The sequence below is a fragment of the Enterococcus sp. JM9B genome, assembly GCF_009933265.1.
GTDB lineage: Bacteria > Bacillota > Bacilli > Lactobacillales > Enterococcaceae > Enterococcus_C > Enterococcus_C songbeiensis.
In genome coordinates, this window is the sequence record NZ_MAEK01000029.1 from 71,068 (window position 1) to 86,985 (window position 15,918).

Here is a 15,918-nt window from a genome sequence, read left to right on the forward strand (position 1 = left end):
TTGCGCTACATCGATGTAAAGGATTTAACATTTTATTATGATGACGAACCGGTGTTAGAAGACATCACTTATTCTGTTGACGATGGTGAGTTTGTCATTTTGACGGGAGAAAACGGGGCAGCTAAATCAACGCTGATCAAGGCGACACTTGGCTTGCTGAAGCCTACTAAAGGGGAGGTCACGTTGGCAAAAACCAATGCGGCGGGGGAAAAAATCAGTATCGGATATATTCCCCAACAAATTGCGTCTTTCAATGTCGGCTTTCCCAGCACCGTGTTGGAATTGGTTCGATCAGGACGCTACCCAAGAGGTCACTGGTTCAAACGTTTGACTGAAAAAGATCATCTTCATGTCAAACGAGCATTGGACGCAGTGGGAATGTGGGAGATGCGTCATAAACGAATCGGCGAATTGTCCGGCGGGCAAAAACAGCGAATCAGTTTGGCACGAATCTTCGCAACCGACCCGGATTTATTTATTCTGGATGAGCCGACAACAGGAATGGACGAACAATCACGGATGGATTTTTATCGGTTGTTGCGCCACAGCGCTCACGTTCATGGCAAATCAATTTTAATGATTACCCATGACCATGAAGACATCAAATCCTATTGTGATCGGCAGATCCGCTTGGTACGAAAGGAGGATTCTCAATGGCGTTGCTTTCATTTGAATTCATGAGAAAAGCCTTCTTGGCAGTCATTTTTATTGCTGGAATTGCACCGATGCTGGGAGTATTTCTGGTGATTCGCCGACAATCCTTGATGGCAGACACCTTGTCCCATGTTTCGTTGGCCGGGGTGGCACTAGGTTTCTTCTTTAACTTGAACCCTAATTTGACCACGCTGATTGTAGTGGTTATTGCGGCGATACTATTAGAATATTTGCAGTCGATGTATCGCAGTTACGCAGAAATCTCCATTGCAATTTTGATGGCGGGGGGCTTAGCACTGGCTTTGGTGCTGATGAATCTCAGCGGTGGCAATTCTGCTACCAGCATCCAGTCCTACTTGTTTGGCTCTATCGTGACTATCACGACACAACAGGTGGTTCTGTTGGGCATTTTGTTTGTAGTCACTGAAATTTTATTCTTCTTGTTTAAACGCCCCATGTACGTGTTGACCTTTGATGAAGACACGGCTCACGTGGACGGTTTACCTATCCACGGGATGTCGATGCTCTTTAATGTGTTGACTGGGGTTGCCATTGCGGTAATGATTCCGATTGCCGGTGCGTTGCTGATTTCAGCAATCATCGTTTTACCTGCAGCAATCAGCATGCGGATCGGAAAAAGTTTCAATGCGGTGATTTTGATCAGTATTGTGATCGGATTGATCGGAATGTTGGGGGGCTTGACCAGCTCTTTTTATCTGGATACACCACCAGGGGCGACCATCACTCTTGTGTTTATCGCATTGTTCTTACTAGTCAATTTATTCAAGCAACTCATCATTGTGGTGCAGCGCAAGCAGCGAATCAATCAATAAAAGTGACAAGAGGCGAAGGTTTTCGCCTCTTTTTTGCGCTTTCACAGATAATTTACGAACTATTTTTTAAAATAAGTGGAAAACACTCGAATTTTTCCTTCTAAAGCCTTATAATAAAGCGACTAAAAATTAAACAAGGAGTGAAGTTTGTGAAAGTACGTCGTAGTGAACGATTGATCGACATGACACATTATTTATTGGATCATCCTCATGAGTTGATTCCATTGACCTTTTTTGCCAAACGCTATGAATCTGCGAAATCTTCCATCAGTGAGGATCTTGCCATTGCAAAAAAAACCTTTAAGAAGCGGGGAACGGGAATTTTAGAAACGATTCCCGGTGCGGCTGGCGGGGTGGTATTTATTCCTGAGATTCCGAAAGAAGAAGCCAAGCGCTATATTGAGGCGTTGGCTGCTCGTTTATCGGAACAAGATCGATTGTTGCCAGGCGGCTATGTTTATTTATCTGATTTATTGGGAGAGCCTGATTTGTTGCGGCAAGTGGGACGAATCATTGCCTCAAAATATCTAGGGCAAAAAATCGATGCGGTGATGACGGTAGCCACAAAGGGCGTACCGATTGCTCAAGCAGTTTCCTATTACTTGAACGTACCTTTTGTGATTGTACGGCGGGACTCCAAAATTACTGAAGGGTCAACAGTTAGTGTTAATTATGTTTCCGGTTCTTCTGAACGAATCGAAAAAATGGAATTGTCCAAACGTAGTCTAAAACGAGGCTCTCGGGTCTTAGTCGTGGATGATTTTATGAAGGGCGGCGGCACAATCAACGGTATGCAAAGCCTGATTGAAGAATTTGAATGTGATTTGGTGGGCGTGACGGTTTTTGCAGAAGCCAAATTCAAAGGAACCCGGGCAATTACGGAATATACCTCTTTGCTTTACGTACAGGATGTAGATACTCAGACAAAAACAATCTCGGTAGTACCGGGAAATTATTTCACCGAATAAAGAAAGCAAAACGAAACGTCCATTACTTAATTGGACGTTTTTTTCTAAATTGGTATGGCTGTTTAATGGCTGATGCAGTTGCAATCAGTTGCGAATTGGGCTACACTTAGACAGTAAAAAAGTGAAGAGATGCCAGTTCCTCTAAGTACAAGTTGAGTAGTGGAATGGTATGCGGCACGACAATTAAATTAAATTTTCTGAAAAGAAAATTTAATTCATAAAAAGGAGTAAGGATGCCAGTTCCTCTAAATACAAGTTGAGTAGTGGAATGGTATACGGCACGACAATCAAATTAAATTTTCTGAAAAGAAGATTTAATTCATAAAAAGGAGTAAGGATGCCAGTTCCTCTAAATACAAGTTGAGTAGTGGAATGGTATGCGGTACGACAATCAAATTAAATTTTCTGAAAAGAAAATTTAATTCATAAAAAGGAGTAAGGAGTGAACAGTGTGACAGCACGTTTTGCAATTATTTTGGCAGCGGGAAAAGGGACCCGTATGAAATCCAAGTTATATAAGGTTTTACATCCAGTCTGTGGTAAACCAATGGTGGAGCATATCATCAATCGGGTGTCAGAAACACAGCCTCAGGAAATCATCACAGTGGTTGGACATGGCGCGGATAAAGTGAAAGAACAACTAGGCACTCGGAGCCAGTATGCTTTGCAGGCAGAACAATTAGGCACTGGACATGCTGTCTTGCAGGTAGAACCTTTTCTAAAAGGCAAGAAGGGCACTACGCTGGTTATCAGCGGAGATACCCCGTTATTGACGACGGAGACCTTGAACAATCTCTTTGAATACCATCAAGGAAAAAACGCCAGTGCGACAATTTTAACGGCAGATGCGGCAGATCCTACCGGGTACGGACGTATTATTCGCGATCACGTCGGTATTGTTGAAAAAATCGTGGAACAAAAAGATGCAAATCCAGAAGAAGCAGCTGTGACGGAGATCAATACCGGTACATATTGTTTCGACAATGAACTATTATTTGATGCCTTGGCACATCTGGATACAGACAATGCCCAAGGAGAATACTATTTGACGGATATTATTGAAATTTTGAAGGCCAATGGCAACACGGTTGCGGCCTATCAAACCAAAAATTTTGAAGAGTCCCTTGGTGTGAACGATCGAGTAGCGTTGTCACAGGCCAATCGTTTGATGCGAGAACGAATCAATCATCAACACATGTTAAACGGTGTATCCTTGATTGATCCGGCAGCTACCTATATTGATGCAGATATCAAAATCGGTGCTGAAACGGTCATTGAACCCGGTGTTTATTTAAAAGGCAATACGGTAATCGGTGAAGGGTGTGTTATCACGGCGCAATCACAAATTGTTGACAGCACAATTGAAGACGATGTAGTCATCAAGTCATCGATCATTGAGGAAAGTCTGGTGAAAAAAGGTGCGGATGTCGGTCCGTTTGCTCACCTGCGTCCAAAAGCGGAAATTCATGAAAAAGCCCATATCGGAAACTTTGTTGAAATCAAGAATGCCCAAATCGGTGAAGGAACCAAGGTGGGTCATTTGACTTACGTTGGGGATGCGACCCTTGGCAAAGAAATCAATGTCGGTTGCGGCGTGGTGTTCGTGAACTATGACGGCAAACAAAAATACCATACGAACGTTGGCGACCACAGCTTTATCGGTTCTAACGCAAACCTAGTCGGACCAGTGGAAGTAGCGCCTCATACATCGATTGCTGCCGGCACGACGGTGACTCAAGATGTTCCTGAATTTGCGATGGCAATCGGTCGGGTTCGTCAAGAAAACAAAGCAGACTATGCCAAAAAATTACCTTTTTTAGCTGAAACATTTATGAATAACGGGAAATAACTTGATTTCTCAGACAAAAATGACTACTATTTACTAGGAAGAGTTGCTAGTAACTAGTAGTTTTCTTATTGTACGAAAAGAAAGTGGAGGTTCTCATGTCAAATCATTATTTTGATCCAAGATTGAAAATTTTTGCATTGAATTCAAATCGTCCTTTGGCAGAAAAAATCGCGGCAGCCGTTGGTGTGGAATTAGGAAAATGTACCGTGAAACAATTCAGCGATGGTGAAATCCAAGTCAATATCGAGGAAAGTATCCGTGGTGCACACGTCTATGTGATCCAATCAACCAGCAGTCCGGTAAACGATAATTTAATGGAATTATTGATCATGATTGATGCCTTAAAACGCGCCAGTGCAAAAACAATCAACGTGGTCATGCCTTATTACGGCTATGCTCGTCAAGACCGCAAGGCACGCTCCCGCGAACCAATTACCGCAAAATTAGTTGCAAATATGTTAGAAAAAGCCGGTGCTACGCGAATGGTCACACTTGACCTGCACGCAGCCCAAATCCAAGGATTTTTTGATATCCCCGTTGATCATTTAATGGGAGCTCCGCTTATTGCTAATTATTTCTTAGAAAAAGGAATCAAAGGCGATGACGTAGTGGTGGTATCTCCAGACCATGGCGGCGTGACCCGCGCCCGTAAATTGGCTGAATTTTTGAAATCACCGATTGCGATCATCGACAAACGCCGACCTAAAGCCAATGTTGCGGAAGTTATGAACATCATTGGGCATGTGGAAGGCAAAATTTGTGTCTTGATTGATGACATGATTGATACAGCTGGCACGATCACTCTTGCTGCCAATGCACTGAAAGAAGCTGGGGCAAAAAGTGTGTATGCTTCTTGTACGCATCCTGTTTTATCAGGTCCAGCCTTGCAGCGAATCCAAGATTCAGCGATCGAACGTTGTGTCGTTACTGACTCAATCTATCTTCCAGAAGACCGTCGAACAGAAAAAATCGACGAAATCAGCGTTGGCGATTTGATGGGAGAAGCAATCAAACGAATTCATGAAAACAAACCAGTAAGTCCACTTTTCGAAACCAAACCTCAATAAGAGATTCTTGATGGATCAAAAACCCTCAGGTGCGTGCCTGGGGGTTTTTTGGTGTTGATTTCTCTGTGTATTCCAAGACCAGGAAGTTTTCTGGTCTTTTTTCGTCTATTCCTATTGAAAAAGTTTTTTCTAAAAAATGATTTTGCTCAAACCGCGTATTTACCAATAGAGAAGGAAAAAAGGAGACGTTTATGGATATTCAGACATTTTCTGATGAATTAATCTGTTTTGGTCGTGAGAAAAGAATGCAGGATTTGGCAATCCATCCATGGGGAGAGGAGGTTCGGATTGTTTTTCGTAAAAATAATCAGTTGTTGTCCTATCAAGAAACGACATATGAAATTGCTCAACAACTTATCAGCCGCTTTAAATATCTGGGAGCAATGGATGTGGGAGAGAAGCGGAAGGTTCAATTAGGCGCAATCACTTATCCTTTACAGGAAACCTTTCAACGACTGCGACTTTCCACTGTAGGAGATTATCGTCAACGGGAAAGTTTGGTGATTCGTTTCTTGTATCCGTTAAAGGAAAGTCAGCATTTTTTTCTGCCCCAACAGCTAACGATGGTTGAGGAACAAACGACACGCAATGGGCTGTATCTTTTTAGCGGTCCCACCGGCAGTGGTAAGACAACCTTGATGTATCATTTGGCTAAAAGGGAACGGGGACAAGTGATTACCATTGAAGATCCGGTGGAAATCGAGGAACCGCAATTTTTACAACTGCAAACCAATGAAAAAATACTGCAGACCTATGATCGGCTGATTCAGCTTTCTTTGCGGCATCGCCCAGATGTTTTGATCATTGGTGAGATTCGGGATAAACAGACGGCACAGGCAGCGATTCGGGCTGCACTGACGGGACACAAAGTTTTTGCGACGGTTCATGCGCGTGGAGTAGCAGAAACAATGGATCGTATGCAGGATTTTATCGGTAAAAATCAAGAGCTGAATCATTGTTTGGCAGGTATCATCTACCAACGATTATTACCGGATCAAAAAGGACAAACCGCGGGATTATTGGCTTATGATTTTAAAAAGTCACCTGAAATCAAAACGGATTGGCAGGAAACGTTAACGAAAATCTATCAAGAGGATCTAATCGATGAAGCAATTTTTCAAAAGGAAGGGTAAAAGCAGTTGGGGTAGGGAGACGAGCCAACGCTTGCTTTTTACTAAAACGTTGGCAGATTTATTGGAAAATGGGTTTACTCTGCAGGAAGCATTAGGCGTAATTGATCGCAGTCAAAGAATCGAACAACACTTGATTAAGAGATTTCAACACTGTTTAGTGACCGGTGCATCGCTGGCAGAAGGATTTCGTCAGCTTGGTTTTTCGCCGCAAGAGATTGCTCAAATTCAATTGGCAGAAGAACATGGCAATATTTGTGGGACATTGCGAACGATCGAAACCCACTTGACCCTTTGGCGGAAACAACAGCAGGCTTTTCGGAAAGTTGCGACCTATCCGTTAATATTGATTGTCTTTGTACTGACAGTCCTTCTCAGTATGCGGCAGTTTTTACTGCCACAGCTTCTTGCAACAGAAATGGTGAAAGCCGATCATCCTGGCATCTTATTTTTGCGGGTCGCCCCTTACAGTTTGGGGTTGCTAGTCCTTTTTTCGACTATCGGTCTACTTTATTTTCAGCGGCAAAATCGACGACGCTCTGCACTAGCAAAGGCTGTCATGTGGAGCCGACTGCCTCTTGTTGGAACGTTGTATCAGTTGTACATGGCAGCTTATTTTTCCTTGGAGTGGGGGAAGTTATTTACCCAAGGTGTAGAGATTCGCGAAATTATTTCTTTAATGAGGCAGACGATTACTGATTCTCTCATGAATGAGTTGGCTGCTGAACTGCATCAAACCTTGCATCATGGCCTATCCCTTTCAGAAAAATTAGCAGAATACCCATTTTTGACACGGGAATTTTCGTTGATTGTTTTTCAAGGAGAAGCTAAGGGCAAGCTGGGAGAGGAATTATTGATTTATAGTGAATTGACTCGAGATTTGCTTTTACAACGGGTGGAACGCCTGCTGCAGTGGATTCAACCAATTATTTTTCTGATCGTTGCGTTACTGATTATCAGCGTATATGGCGCGATGTTTTTACCAATTTACAGTAATATGGGAGGAATTTCAGGATGAAAACATGGCAATGGACATTTAAAAAGCAGAGTAGTTTTAATAAGAAAAAAGGTAGATATTCTGGATTTACGTTGATAGAAATGCTGATTGTATTGCTAATTATTAGCGTGCTGGTATTGTTATTCGTTCCAAATTTGGCAAAACACCAAAAAGTCGCAAATAAAGAAAGTGAGCGGGCAGTCATTCAGGTGGTGGAGACTCAAATGGAGCTGTATCAGATTGAATTCCCGGATAAGTCAAAGCCCACTGTGGAGGAACTGGAAAAAGAGAGGTATATTACCTCAGAGCAGTTAGTAAAATACAACATAGCCAAAGAAAAGCAATATGACTAGACGTGGTTTCACTATTGCAGAAACGTTGCTGGTGTTATTGATTTTTAGTTTTTTTTCACTCTTGCCCGCCTTTGCTTTACAGCGGTGGCAACAGATGATGGCAGTGGATCAATTTTTTTCTCGATTGGAAAAAAGTATTTTAGTCACACAGCAAGTAGCAATTACTGATAAGATCCAGACACAGTTTGCGTTGACTTGGGACAACACGGCGATTTTTTTCCGAACATCGAAACTGCCGGAAAGTCAGTTGCCGCAGCTGACAATTCCTAACGAGATAACCGTGGACATTTTCACTCCAATGGCATTTTCTGCCCGAAAAGGAAATAACAGTGAAATGAGAACTATTACTTTTCGTTGGCCGAAACAACAGCAGACGATTCAATATAAATTTCAATTTGGGAGTGGTCACTATCAAAAAATCGTTAAATAAAGGCTTCATTTTGCTGGAAACACTTTTTTCTCTCCTATTATTGAGCAGTTGTTTGTTTTTCTATCTTTTGGGGGAGATGAAGATGCTGGCGCAAAGCGATCGGTTGTTGGAAAAGGCCCGTACTGCACGAATCATGTATGAGGAAACGAAGGCGTACGCAAACCATGGTGGTTCCACGATTCGTGAAGTTCAATACGAGCATCCCTATCAAGTAGTTATTCAAAAAAATCACCGAATTCAGCAAGTCGAGGTTCGTTCAGCCGCGGATCAGTTGGTGATTTCCTTTGAGTAACCAAAAGAAGCGCCAAATTCATCGCGGTTTTACACTGTTGGAGTGTTTATTTGCGTTGCTAATTCTCAGCGGTTTTTTATTGCTAACAAACGGAACGATTCAGCACCACAAGCAGCTCGCCCCATTGTTGATGCGGCGGAACCGACAGGAGTTTGAAGTTTTTTTAATCCAGCTGGAAAATGAATTACAGGAACGAACCTTTGAAAAAAGTACCGCTACTGAAATAAATTTTAAGACGCATGTTGTTGATACGGTTCCTTCGGTGATTCGTACGACGATCAAAGTACAAAATGAGATGATTATCAAAAATGAAAATGGCGGGTACCATCCGTTGCTGGTAGATGTTAAAAAAGTTTTGTTCCACCAAACAGATACAGGAATTGACATCAAAGTTTGGTTCTTTAATGGAGATATTAATTATGGCAAATGGATTTTTCCAAAAACCTAAAGGCAGTATCATGTTTTCGGCAGTTTTACTGGTTTTTTTATTTAGCATGCTGTTACTGACCGCCCTGGAAAATCATCGCTTGGCGGTTACCTTTGCAATCCGAACGAAAAAATTATATATCGCCAAAACGATTAAAGAAATGTTTTGGTATGAGTATGAACAGCAGGAAAATCCACCGGAAAAAGGTGTAGTGACGTTTAATGTGGGGGCTGTCCGGTATCAGACGACGGCGGGGAATCTGCTGATTTGGATTGATCATGGCGGTGGGACTTTTTATTTTGAGGAATCGCTAAAAAAAGACACAGATAAAACAGTTCTGGAAAATGACTGACACAGCAGACTGAAAAGCCTTTCAATGGTGCTTTTCGGCTGTTGTTTTTTGGCTTGAAAGAAAAAATGCAGGGAGTACTTCTAAAAAATTTCCCGTGAAACCAATTGATAAATCGTGGCGAATCAGCTAGAATTAAACAGGTATAAAAGTTGTTATAACTAAGACAAAGCGAGGTGCGGGATGTTTCCAGAAAAAATCGAAAAAAGTTTTGAGTTGACCCTCGAAGCGATTCAATTATTACAAAATGCATTGGAATCATCTTTTCTTGATGCCTATATCGAGAATGCCGAAAACATGATTGATCATTTTCAAGTGCGTGTAATTGATGGCGTTCCCAATGCAGAGACTGTAAAAAAGGTCGAAGCCATCTATCAACAGCTTCAAGAAATCCCATTAGAAGCCGAAGAAATACGGAAATTGGCCCAACTTTTGCTGCTAAAGGGCGGGAAATTTGAACAACTTCAACCAAACCACCAATTGACTCCCGATGGTATCGGCTTTTTGTTTGTCTATTTGCTGGAACAGCTTTATCCAAAAAAAGGGGATCTGACTGTTTTAGATATAAGTGTCGGCATGGGGAATTTATTGCTGACAGTTTTATTGAATTTGCAAAATGCCGGATACCGGATGAAGGGATACGGCGTGGACATCGATGAGACTCTTTTAGCGGTTGCAGCAGCGACTAGCGATTGGACCCATGGAGAGGTGCAGTTGTTTCATCAAGACGGTTTGCAAGAGCTGTTGATTGATCCAATGGATGCAGTTATCAGTGATCTGCCTGTGGGCTATTATCCCCATGATGAAAAAGCTGAAAAGTTTTTGACGGCAGCAAAGGAAAATCATAGTTTTGCCCATCATCTATTGATGGAACAAGCAATGAATTATGTAAAAGAAAACAGTTTCGGGTTCTTTTTGGTACCCAGCAACTTTTTGGAAACAGAGCAAAGTCAGGCATTGAAGCAGCTTTTTATTGAAAAAGTCTATCTGCAAGCAATTGTTCAACTACCAGATGAATTGTTCAAAAATGAAGTGTCTCGAAAAAGCATTATTATTTTGCAGCAAAAAGGCGAACATGCCAAACAGGCGGAAGTTTTAGTGGCAAAACTTGCCACATTGAAAGATTCGGCAAAAGTAGCGGAATTCTTTAAAGAATTTGAAGCTTGGAAAACGGCAAATCTATAACTTGCAAGATCCTCGTGACAGGTGTCGTAAGGGGTTCAAAATAAATCAATCGGATGAAGGAGAGTACTATGTCTAAAACAATCGCAATCAATGCAGGTAGTTCAAGTTTGAAATGGCAATTGTATCAAATGCCAGAAGAAACCGTTATCGCAAAAGGAATCGTTGAACGAATCGGTTTGAAAGACTCAATCTTTACGATCAAATATGGCGAGGGAGAAAAATTCGAAACGGTCGTTGACATCGATGACCATGAAATCGCAGTTCGAATGTTATTGGATCACTTGATTGAATTACACATTTTAGGTTCCTACGATGAAATTACCGGTGTAGGTCACCGGGTGGTAGCAGGTGGCGAATACTTCAAGGATTCTACGATTATTACGGATGATGTTCTGGAAAAAATCGAGGAATTAGCAGAATTGGCACCATTGCATAATCCAGCAAATGCAATGGGAATTAAAGCCTTCAAACATATTTTACCAAATATTATCAGTGTGGCGGTTTTTGACACGTCTTTCCATACAACGATGCCAAAAGTGAACTACATGTACAGTATTCCAAAAGAATATTATGAAAAATATGCAGCCCGTAAATACGGAGCTCACGGAACTAGCCATCGTTACGTTTCAGAACGGGCAATCCAATTTTTAAATAAACCAGCAGAAGAAACCAAAATCATCACTTGCCATATCGGAAACGGCGCTTCGATCACAGCCGTGAAGGGCGGAAAATCAGTAGATACATCCATGGGCTTTACGCCTCTTGCCGGTGTAACGATGGGCACTCGTTCTGGGGACATTGACGCTTCTCTTCTTCCTTATTTAATGCGTAAAGAAGGCATTGAAGATGTTAATGAAATGATCGACATTTTGAATAAAAAATCAGGAATCTTAGGATTGTCCGGTATTTCCAGTGACATGCGAGACGTTCAAAAAGCGGCTGCCAGCCACAATGAAGATGCCGAACTGACCATCGAATTGTACGCAGACCGTATCCGTAAATATATCGCACAATACATTTCTGTTATGAACGGTGTAGATGCGATTGTCTTTACAGCCGGTGTTGGGGAAAATGCTGCTTACGTTCGTGAAGCTGTCTTGAAACCAATGACATGGTTCGGTATTAAATTAAATCCAACAGTAAATAATTTGATCCACGGCGAAGAAGCAGAAATCACTTCTCCTGATTCACAAGTCAAAGTGTTTGTTATTCCAACTGACGAAGAAGTTATGATTGCCAGAGATGTGCAACGAATTGGTGCAAAGTTGAATTAAGCTAGTACTAAATTATTTTGGAAATAGCCAGAATGTTGACGGCTTTTTTTACCCTTATGTAAGTTTTAGAGCTATGTTGTTTTGAAAACTACCAACATAAAAAACGTATAAAATGACGAGAAATCGTTCGTTTTATACGTTTTTTAACTTCTTTGCCGTGTCTTCTTGTTATTTTTCCTTGCTATGATAGAATTCTAGCAACGGGAGATGAGGAAGTATGATTTTATTAGGATCGTTGGCCAACGGATTGGCAATTATTGGCGGCAGTCTGCTAGGGGCTTTCCTACGCAATATTAGTGAACAAACAAAGGATACCGTCACGAAAGGTATTGGGATCGGCGTTATTGCTTTGGGACTTCAAATGGCGATCAAAACAGATTCCTTCACACTGGTTATCATCAGCTTATGCGTAGGAGCTTTGATTGGTGAAGGGTTAAAAATTGAAGATGGCATGAACCGGCTAGGGCTTTTTTTGCAGAAACATTTTGCAAAATCTAATGGGAATTTTGCGGAAGGATTTGTTACTAGTTCATTGATTTTTGTAGTTGGCTCCATGGGAATCATCGGTGCAATCCAAAGCGGCGTTTCCGGCGACAACCAGACGCTATACACCAAAGCTGTTATGGACGGATTCTTAGCGATTATGCTGACAGCCTCATTAGGAATCGGTGTTCTTTTTTCTAGTTTGCCGGTTTTCATCTATCAAGGAATCATCACACTGTTTGCTAGTGTAGTCGTTAGGTATGTGCCACAAGAATTATTGACTATTTTAGTGGCAGGAATCAGTCAGATCGGTGGACTTCTGATTATTGCGATTGGATTAAATCTTATTAAACTGACCAATATTCGTGTATCTAATTTTTTACCTAGTTTGATTATTTTGGTTTTCTTTTTGATGCTAAGGTATTATTCCTTCTAAACAATGGTAATCTGTTCGCAGGACTGTTTTGTAGCCGCATGATCCCAGTTTCAAGCTTTGTTATTTTGAGGGGTCAATCGAGTGGAAGAGGGGTATAGGGAAATTTTCTGTTATAGAATTAATGAGAAGAATAAAATCATTTTAGAAGAATTCAAGAAGTAATTTGCTAGCTGTTAAAATAAGTTTCTCATTGAAGAGGAACGATTTTGTATTGGGTTCTTGAACTGAAAAAAGTACCTATCCTAACCAAAAACCCCCATACAGATAGCTTATCAAAAGCTGCCTGTATGGGGGTTTACCTATGCGGGAAATGGGAGTCGAACCCACACGAGCTAAGCTCATACGCACCTGAAGCGCACGCGTCTGCCATTCCGCCATTCCCGCAAGTCGCCTCATTCAAGACCACATGTTATAGGATAATCGAAATAGCTGAAATTTGCAAAGATTTTTTGGTGTTTAGTCAATGTTTTTTGTTTTTGCTTTTTTGGTACCAATAGAAAAAAGCAATCAGGCCTAAAACGCCGGTGATCACCGCCGTAAGGGCGTCTTGAGCAATCAGGCTGAAGAAGGAGACACCTAGCAGCAAAACGGCGAAAATGCCGATAAATAGTTCGATTTTCATCATAGCAAGCTCCTTTAAAAGTAAATAAGTTCCGCTTATTTCAATCGGGTGACGGCTTCTTCAACAGTAGCAACGAAGAAAACCTGTGTGCCTTGGTTGCACTCGTAAATAAAGTCCTTCAGTGCTTTGCTGGTATAGGAGCTGAAATCTCCGACGATGGCTAAACGAATAGCGTATTGGGCAAATTTTTGTAAAATTTCACCCGCTAATTTGGTTCGCAGATCAAAAAAGTCCTCCGTAAAGGCTTCTTTTTTTAAGATAATAGCATTCGTATCATGGGCAAAGGAAAGAGAAAAAGCAAGATCTAATGCACCCTGCGAATCTTGAATGATTTTTTCGGGTTCGGCAAAAACTATTTTTTCCTTTTTTTCTTGATAAATGCGGGTATTCATGTAAACTTCCTTTCTAAAACTATTTTCTCGTGGCTTCTTCCAACGCAGGGTCGCGGTCGGCCTGGTAATCAGCAAGGGCGGTTTGGATTACTCGTTGGGGCAAAACGCCAATATTGTGATGGGGACGTCCATCAGGATAACAAACCTTTTTTGCTGTGATTTGAAAGATACCGCCCGTTTTTAACGAAATCCAAGCGGGTTGTCCGGTGGAACCGGCACTGGCTGTTCCGATGAGGGTGGCCCGCTGCTGCGTATCAAAGGCAATCAAAAAATTTTCTGCAGAAGAATAGGTTCCTTCATTTTGTAAAATCATTACCGGCATATCGGCTAATTTTCCACAATATTCTGGGGTAAAGGAGTATTCCTCACTTTTTTCCAAATACTGATGTTGAAAAGTTTGCAGGCACTCTAATTCGGAAGCCTCCCATGTTTCTTTCTGTTGATGAAGAAGTTGGGAGCCGTTTGCGTATTTTTCCAAATCAATGACTTGGCGAAAGGCCCCTTCAACGGGGAACCTTTCAGTAAAGAAGGCTTGGCAAATTTGATCGGCATACCCAGAATTTCCGCCAGGATTGTTTCGTAGATCAAAGATGAGAGCCGTTTGCTTTGAAAGCCAAGGAAGCTGGTCATAAAAACTGCGAACAACTGCTTCTGAAGCAAAATTCTTCAATTGGATATAGGCTTTGTCTGCTAGTTGATAAAAGGCAGCAGATGAATTTTCTGCAATCCATTTGGCCGTTTTCGGGAGAGCATTTCTTTCCACAAATTTTGGGGACTCCGATTCAAAGGGGATTTCGATCGATTCTAAGGCAAAAGTTAACGTATAGTTTTCTTGCAAAATAAAAAAAGCATAATCAGTAAATTCCTGCAAAGCAAAATTAATTTTTTCATGCCAAAAATACGGCAAGACTTTTTCTGCCAAGAAGTCTTCTGGTGTCAGGCCGTTTATCAAACGAATCGGTTGATAAAGAAATTGTTGGTAAGCCGCGGTGGCCTTTGAAATACATAACTGATTCTCAATCCAGCAAAAACTAATGGGGGAAAAGGTCGTTCTTGCTAAGGCTTGTGGCGGATAAACAGTCGTGTGGCCATCATTTAATTGGGCGGTTCCTTTCATCAGGTGTAAATAAAAAGCTCTTTCCGACATTCCCTCAACAATTTGAGGCAAACAGCCTTCAAACCAGTCCTCCCATTGGCGCAAGGTCTCCTTTTGCCAATAGGGAAAAATATTCTTGGCCTCTGAAAAAACAGTCATTGCATCCGCTAGTTGGTCATACATAGACATCATCCAATCGTAGAAAGGTTTTTCTTATTATAGCATGTTGTTTAGGAGGCAACTAAAAAAAATTCAAACAAACTGCTTGACGAATTCGCTACATAGTATTAATATGTACTAGAACCTAGTGATAATAAGTACCTAAGTCAACCAGTGGAAAAAAGTTTTCTTATTTGTAGACTACCTAGTATTACTACGTACGATAACAAGATAAAATAGCAATTGAGAAAGGAAAAGTTATGAAAGGACTAACGGAATTACTTAAAGGGGTTTTAGAAGGAATCGTACTTCAAAAAATTGCCAAGGGCGAGACCTACGGCTATGAGATCACCAATTATTTGGTTGATCTGGGTTTTGAAGATATCGTCGAAGGAACCGTGTATACCGTTTTATTACGGTTGGAGAAAAAAGGCTTGTTGGCAGTTGAAAAACGCAAATCGGAAATGGGACCGCCGCGAAAATTTTATACATTGAATGAAGCTGGACGTCTCTATTTGGCAGAATTTTGGGAGAAGTGGTCATTTTTAGAGGCCCGTTTGCAGGAATTAAAAGGGGAGAATTAATATGAAAAACTGGTATACATCGATGCGTAACGATAAAAAAAGATACAAAGCTTATGTGAAGGCAAGGGCACAGTTGCCTGACGATTATGAAAAAGCGCTGACCGCACTGGATCACTACATGATGAATTTTGTTGGCAACAGTGAATTTATGGGAATTTTTGAAGACTTGCTGCAATTGTTTGCCGATGGCGCTGCTGAAGGACGTTCTATCAACGAGTTGGTCGGCAACGATCCAGTAAAATTTGCGGATGACATCATGGCAGAATATCCGGAGGTGCTATGGTACAGCAAGACGCGAAAAAAATTAAAAGATGAATTTGAAAGGATCGAAAAATAAA

At 41.4% G+C, this 15,918-nt stretch carries 20 protein-coding genes and 1 tRNA gene; 17 read left to right on the top strand and 4 right to left on the bottom strand.

Annotated features, from left to right (window positions below; genetic code table 11):
* The 15 genes from BAU16_RS08755 to BAU16_RS08825 all read left to right on the top strand — a co-directional run bounded on the left by BAU16_RS08755 (nt 1) and on the right by BAU16_RS08825 (nt 12,727).
* Nucleotides 1-681: a metal ABC transporter ATP-binding protein gene (locus tag BAU16_RS08755; RefSeq protein WP_048603392.1), complete on the top strand. Its 681-nt coding sequence runs from the start codon at nt 1-3 to the stop codon at nt 679-681.
* Complete coding sequence (locus BAU16_RS08760; protein ID WP_161526960.1) at nt 654-1,487, top strand: metal ABC transporter permease; 834 nt, start codon at nt 654-656, stop codon at nt 1,485-1,487. Before BAU16_RS08755 ends, BAU16_RS08760 begins: the two co-directional genes overlap by 28 nt.
* Before the next feature lie 149 nt (nt 1,488-1,636).
* Nucleotides 1,637-2,455: a pur operon repressor gene (purR, locus tag BAU16_RS08765; RefSeq protein ID WP_048603216.1), complete on the top strand. Its 819-nt coding sequence runs from the start codon at nt 1,637-1,639 to the stop codon at nt 2,453-2,455.
* Nucleotides 2,456-2,906: 451 nt separating this feature from the next.
* On the top strand, nt 2,907-4,304 hold the full coding sequence (gene glmU, locus BAU16_RS08770) for a bifunctional UDP-N-acetylglucosamine diphosphorylase/glucosamine-1-phosphate N-acetyltransferase GlmU (RefSeq protein WP_048603217.1): 1,398 nt from the start codon (nt 2,907-2,909) through the stop codon (nt 4,302-4,304).
* A 95-nt stretch (nt 4,305-4,399) separates the two neighbouring features.
* Nucleotides 4,400-5,371, top strand: coding sequence for a ribose-phosphate diphosphokinase (locus BAU16_RS08775; RefSeq protein WP_048603218.1), 972 nt, complete (start codon nt 4,400-4,402; stop codon nt 5,369-5,371).
* 191 nt (nt 5,372-5,562) lie between these two features.
* Entirely contained in the window at nt 5,563-6,504 is a 942-nt protein-coding gene (comGA, locus tag BAU16_RS08780; RefSeq protein ID WP_161526961.1) for a competence type IV pilus ATPase ComGA, read from the top strand.
* A complete protein-coding gene (gene comGB, locus BAU16_RS08785; RefSeq protein WP_161526962.1) occupies nt 6,476-7,519 on the top strand; it encodes a competence type IV pilus assembly protein ComGB in 1,044 nt (347 codons plus the stop codon). The genes comGA and comGB overlap by 29 nt, the downstream gene beginning before the upstream one ends.
* A complete protein-coding gene (comGC, locus tag BAU16_RS08790) occupies nt 7,516-7,851 on the top strand; it encodes a competence type IV pilus major pilin ComGC (protein ID WP_161526963.1) in 336 nt (111 codons plus the stop codon). Before comGB ends, comGC begins: the two co-directional genes overlap by 4 nt.
* A complete protein-coding gene (gene comGD / locus BAU16_RS08795) occupies nt 7,844-8,281 on the top strand; it encodes a competence type IV pilus minor pilin ComGD (RefSeq protein ID WP_048603220.1) in 438 nt (145 codons plus the stop codon). The genes comGC and comGD overlap by 8 nt, the downstream gene beginning before the upstream one ends.
* 82 nt (nt 8,282-8,363) lie before the next feature.
* The gene (locus BAU16_RS08800) at nt 8,364-8,573 is read left to right on the top strand and encodes a hypothetical protein (protein ID WP_161526964.1); all 210 of its coding nucleotides are present in this window, start codon (nt 8,364-8,366) and stop codon (nt 8,571-8,573) included.
* Nucleotides 8,566-9,021, top strand: coding sequence for a competence type IV pilus minor pilin ComGF (gene comGF / locus BAU16_RS08805; RefSeq protein WP_137604941.1), 456 nt, complete (start codon nt 8,566-8,568; stop codon nt 9,019-9,021). The genes BAU16_RS08800 and comGF overlap by 8 nt, the downstream gene beginning before the upstream one ends.
* Complete coding sequence (gene comGG / locus BAU16_RS08810; protein ID WP_137604940.1) at nt 8,993-9,352, top strand: competence type IV pilus minor pilin ComGG; 360 nt, start codon at nt 8,993-8,995, stop codon at nt 9,350-9,352. Before comGF ends, comGG begins: the two co-directional genes overlap by 29 nt.
* 180 nt (nt 9,353-9,532) lie before the next feature.
* Entirely contained in the window at nt 9,533-10,534 is a 1,002-nt protein-coding gene (locus BAU16_RS08815) for a class I SAM-dependent methyltransferase (protein ID WP_161526965.1), read from the top strand.
* Between the two features lie 68 nt (nt 10,535-10,602).
* Complete coding sequence (locus BAU16_RS08820) at nt 10,603-11,808, top strand: acetate/propionate family kinase (protein WP_161526966.1); 1,206 nt, start codon at nt 10,603-10,605, stop codon at nt 11,806-11,808.
* 217 nt (nt 11,809-12,025) lie between these two features.
* Nucleotides 12,026-12,727 carry a DUF554 domain-containing protein gene (locus BAU16_RS08825; protein WP_161526967.1) on the top strand — a complete coding sequence of 234 codons (702 nt, stop codon included), beginning with the start codon at nt 12,026-12,028 and terminating at the stop codon, nt 12,725-12,727.
* Nucleotides 12,728-13,029: 302 nt separating this feature from the next.
* Here the strand turns inward: BAU16_RS08825 and BAU16_RS08830 are convergent.
* The 4 genes from BAU16_RS08830 to BAU16_RS08845 all read right to left on the bottom strand — a co-directional run bounded on the left by BAU16_RS08830 (nt 13,030) and on the right by BAU16_RS08845 (nt 15,020).
* A tRNA-Leu gene (locus BAU16_RS08830) sits at nt 13,030-13,111 on the bottom strand.
* Between the two features lie 76 nt (nt 13,112-13,187).
* Nucleotides 13,188-13,349: a hypothetical protein gene (locus tag BAU16_RS08835; RefSeq protein WP_161526968.1), complete on the bottom strand. Its 162-nt coding sequence runs from the start codon at nt 13,347-13,349 to the stop codon at nt 13,188-13,190.
* Nucleotides 13,350-13,384: 35 nt separating this feature from the next.
* Complete coding sequence (locus BAU16_RS08840; protein WP_161526969.1) at nt 13,385-13,741, bottom strand: DUF4180 domain-containing protein; 357 nt, start codon at nt 13,739-13,741, stop codon at nt 13,385-13,387.
* Between the two features lie 19 nt (nt 13,742-13,760).
* On the bottom strand, nt 13,761-15,020 hold the full coding sequence (locus tag BAU16_RS08845) for a S41 family peptidase (protein WP_161526970.1): 1,260 nt from the start codon (nt 15,018-15,020) through the stop codon (nt 13,761-13,763).
* Between the two features lie 236 nt (nt 15,021-15,256).
* Between BAU16_RS08845 and BAU16_RS08850 the strand changes: the two genes are divergently transcribed.
* The gene (locus tag BAU16_RS08850) at nt 15,257-15,580 is read left to right on the top strand and encodes a PadR family transcriptional regulator (RefSeq protein WP_048603230.1); all 324 of its coding nucleotides are present in this window, start codon (nt 15,257-15,259) and stop codon (nt 15,578-15,580) included.
* Nucleotide 15,581: 1 nt separating this feature from the next.
* Nucleotides 15,582-15,917, top strand: a complete 336-nt coding sequence (locus tag BAU16_RS08855; RefSeq protein ID WP_161526971.1) for a DUF1048 domain-containing protein — start codon at nt 15,582-15,584, stop codon at nt 15,915-15,917.
* Nucleotide 15,918 lies beyond the last annotated feature (1 nt).

What these genes read in the sequence shown, in the direction of transcription:
- BAU16_RS08855 (WP_161526971.1), top strand. Translation starts at nt 15,582, where the DNA reads ATGAAAAACTGGTATACATCGATGCGTAACGATAAAAAAAGATACAAA.
- BAU16_RS08845 (WP_161526970.1), bottom strand. Translation starts at nt 15,020, where the DNA reads ATGTATGACCAACTAGCGGATGCAATGACTGTTTTTTCAGAGGCCAAG.
- comGC (WP_161526963.1), top strand. Translation starts at nt 7,516, where the DNA reads ATGAAAACATGGCAATGGACATTTAAAAAGCAGAGTAGTTTTAATAAG.
- BAU16_RS08820 (WP_161526966.1), top strand. Translation starts at nt 10,603, where the DNA reads ATGTCTAAAACAATCGCAATCAATGCAGGTAGTTCAAGTTTGAAATGG.
- BAU16_RS08775 (WP_048603218.1), top strand. Translation starts at nt 4,400, where the DNA reads ATGTCAAATCATTATTTTGATCCAAGATTGAAAATTTTTGCATTGAAT.
- comGD (WP_048603220.1), top strand. Translation starts at nt 7,844, where the DNA reads ATGACTAGACGTGGTTTCACTATTGCAGAAACGTTGCTGGTGTTATTG.
- BAU16_RS08815 (WP_161526965.1), top strand. Translation starts at nt 9,533, where the DNA reads ATGTTTCCAGAAAAAATCGAAAAAAGTTTTGAGTTGACCCTCGAAGCG.
- BAU16_RS08760 (WP_161526960.1), top strand. Translation starts at nt 654, where the DNA reads ATGGCGTTGCTTTCATTTGAATTCATGAGAAAAGCCTTCTTGGCAGTC.
- BAU16_RS08835 (WP_161526968.1), bottom strand. Translation starts at nt 13,349, where the DNA reads ATGAAAATCGAACTATTTATCGGCATTTTCGCCGTTTTGCTGCTAGGT.
- BAU16_RS08825 (WP_161526967.1), top strand. Translation starts at nt 12,026, where the DNA reads ATGATTTTATTAGGATCGTTGGCCAACGGATTGGCAATTATTGGCGGC.
- comGG (WP_137604940.1), top strand. Translation starts at nt 8,993, where the DNA reads ATGGCAAATGGATTTTTCCAAAAACCTAAAGGCAGTATCATGTTTTCG.
- BAU16_RS08840 (WP_161526969.1), bottom strand. Translation starts at nt 13,741, where the DNA reads ATGAATACCCGCATTTATCAAGAAAAAAAGGAAAAAATAGTTTTTGCC.
- comGB (WP_161526962.1), top strand. Translation starts at nt 6,476, where the DNA reads ATGAAGCAATTTTTCAAAAGGAAGGGTAAAAGCAGTTGGGGTAGGGAG.
- BAU16_RS08800 (WP_161526964.1), top strand. Translation starts at nt 8,364, where the DNA reads ATGCTGGCGCAAAGCGATCGGTTGTTGGAAAAGGCCCGTACTGCACGA.
- comGA (WP_161526961.1), top strand. Translation starts at nt 5,563, where the DNA reads ATGGATATTCAGACATTTTCTGATGAATTAATCTGTTTTGGTCGTGAG.
- BAU16_RS08850 (WP_048603230.1), top strand. Translation starts at nt 15,257, where the DNA reads ATGAAAGGACTAACGGAATTACTTAAAGGGGTTTTAGAAGGAATCGTA.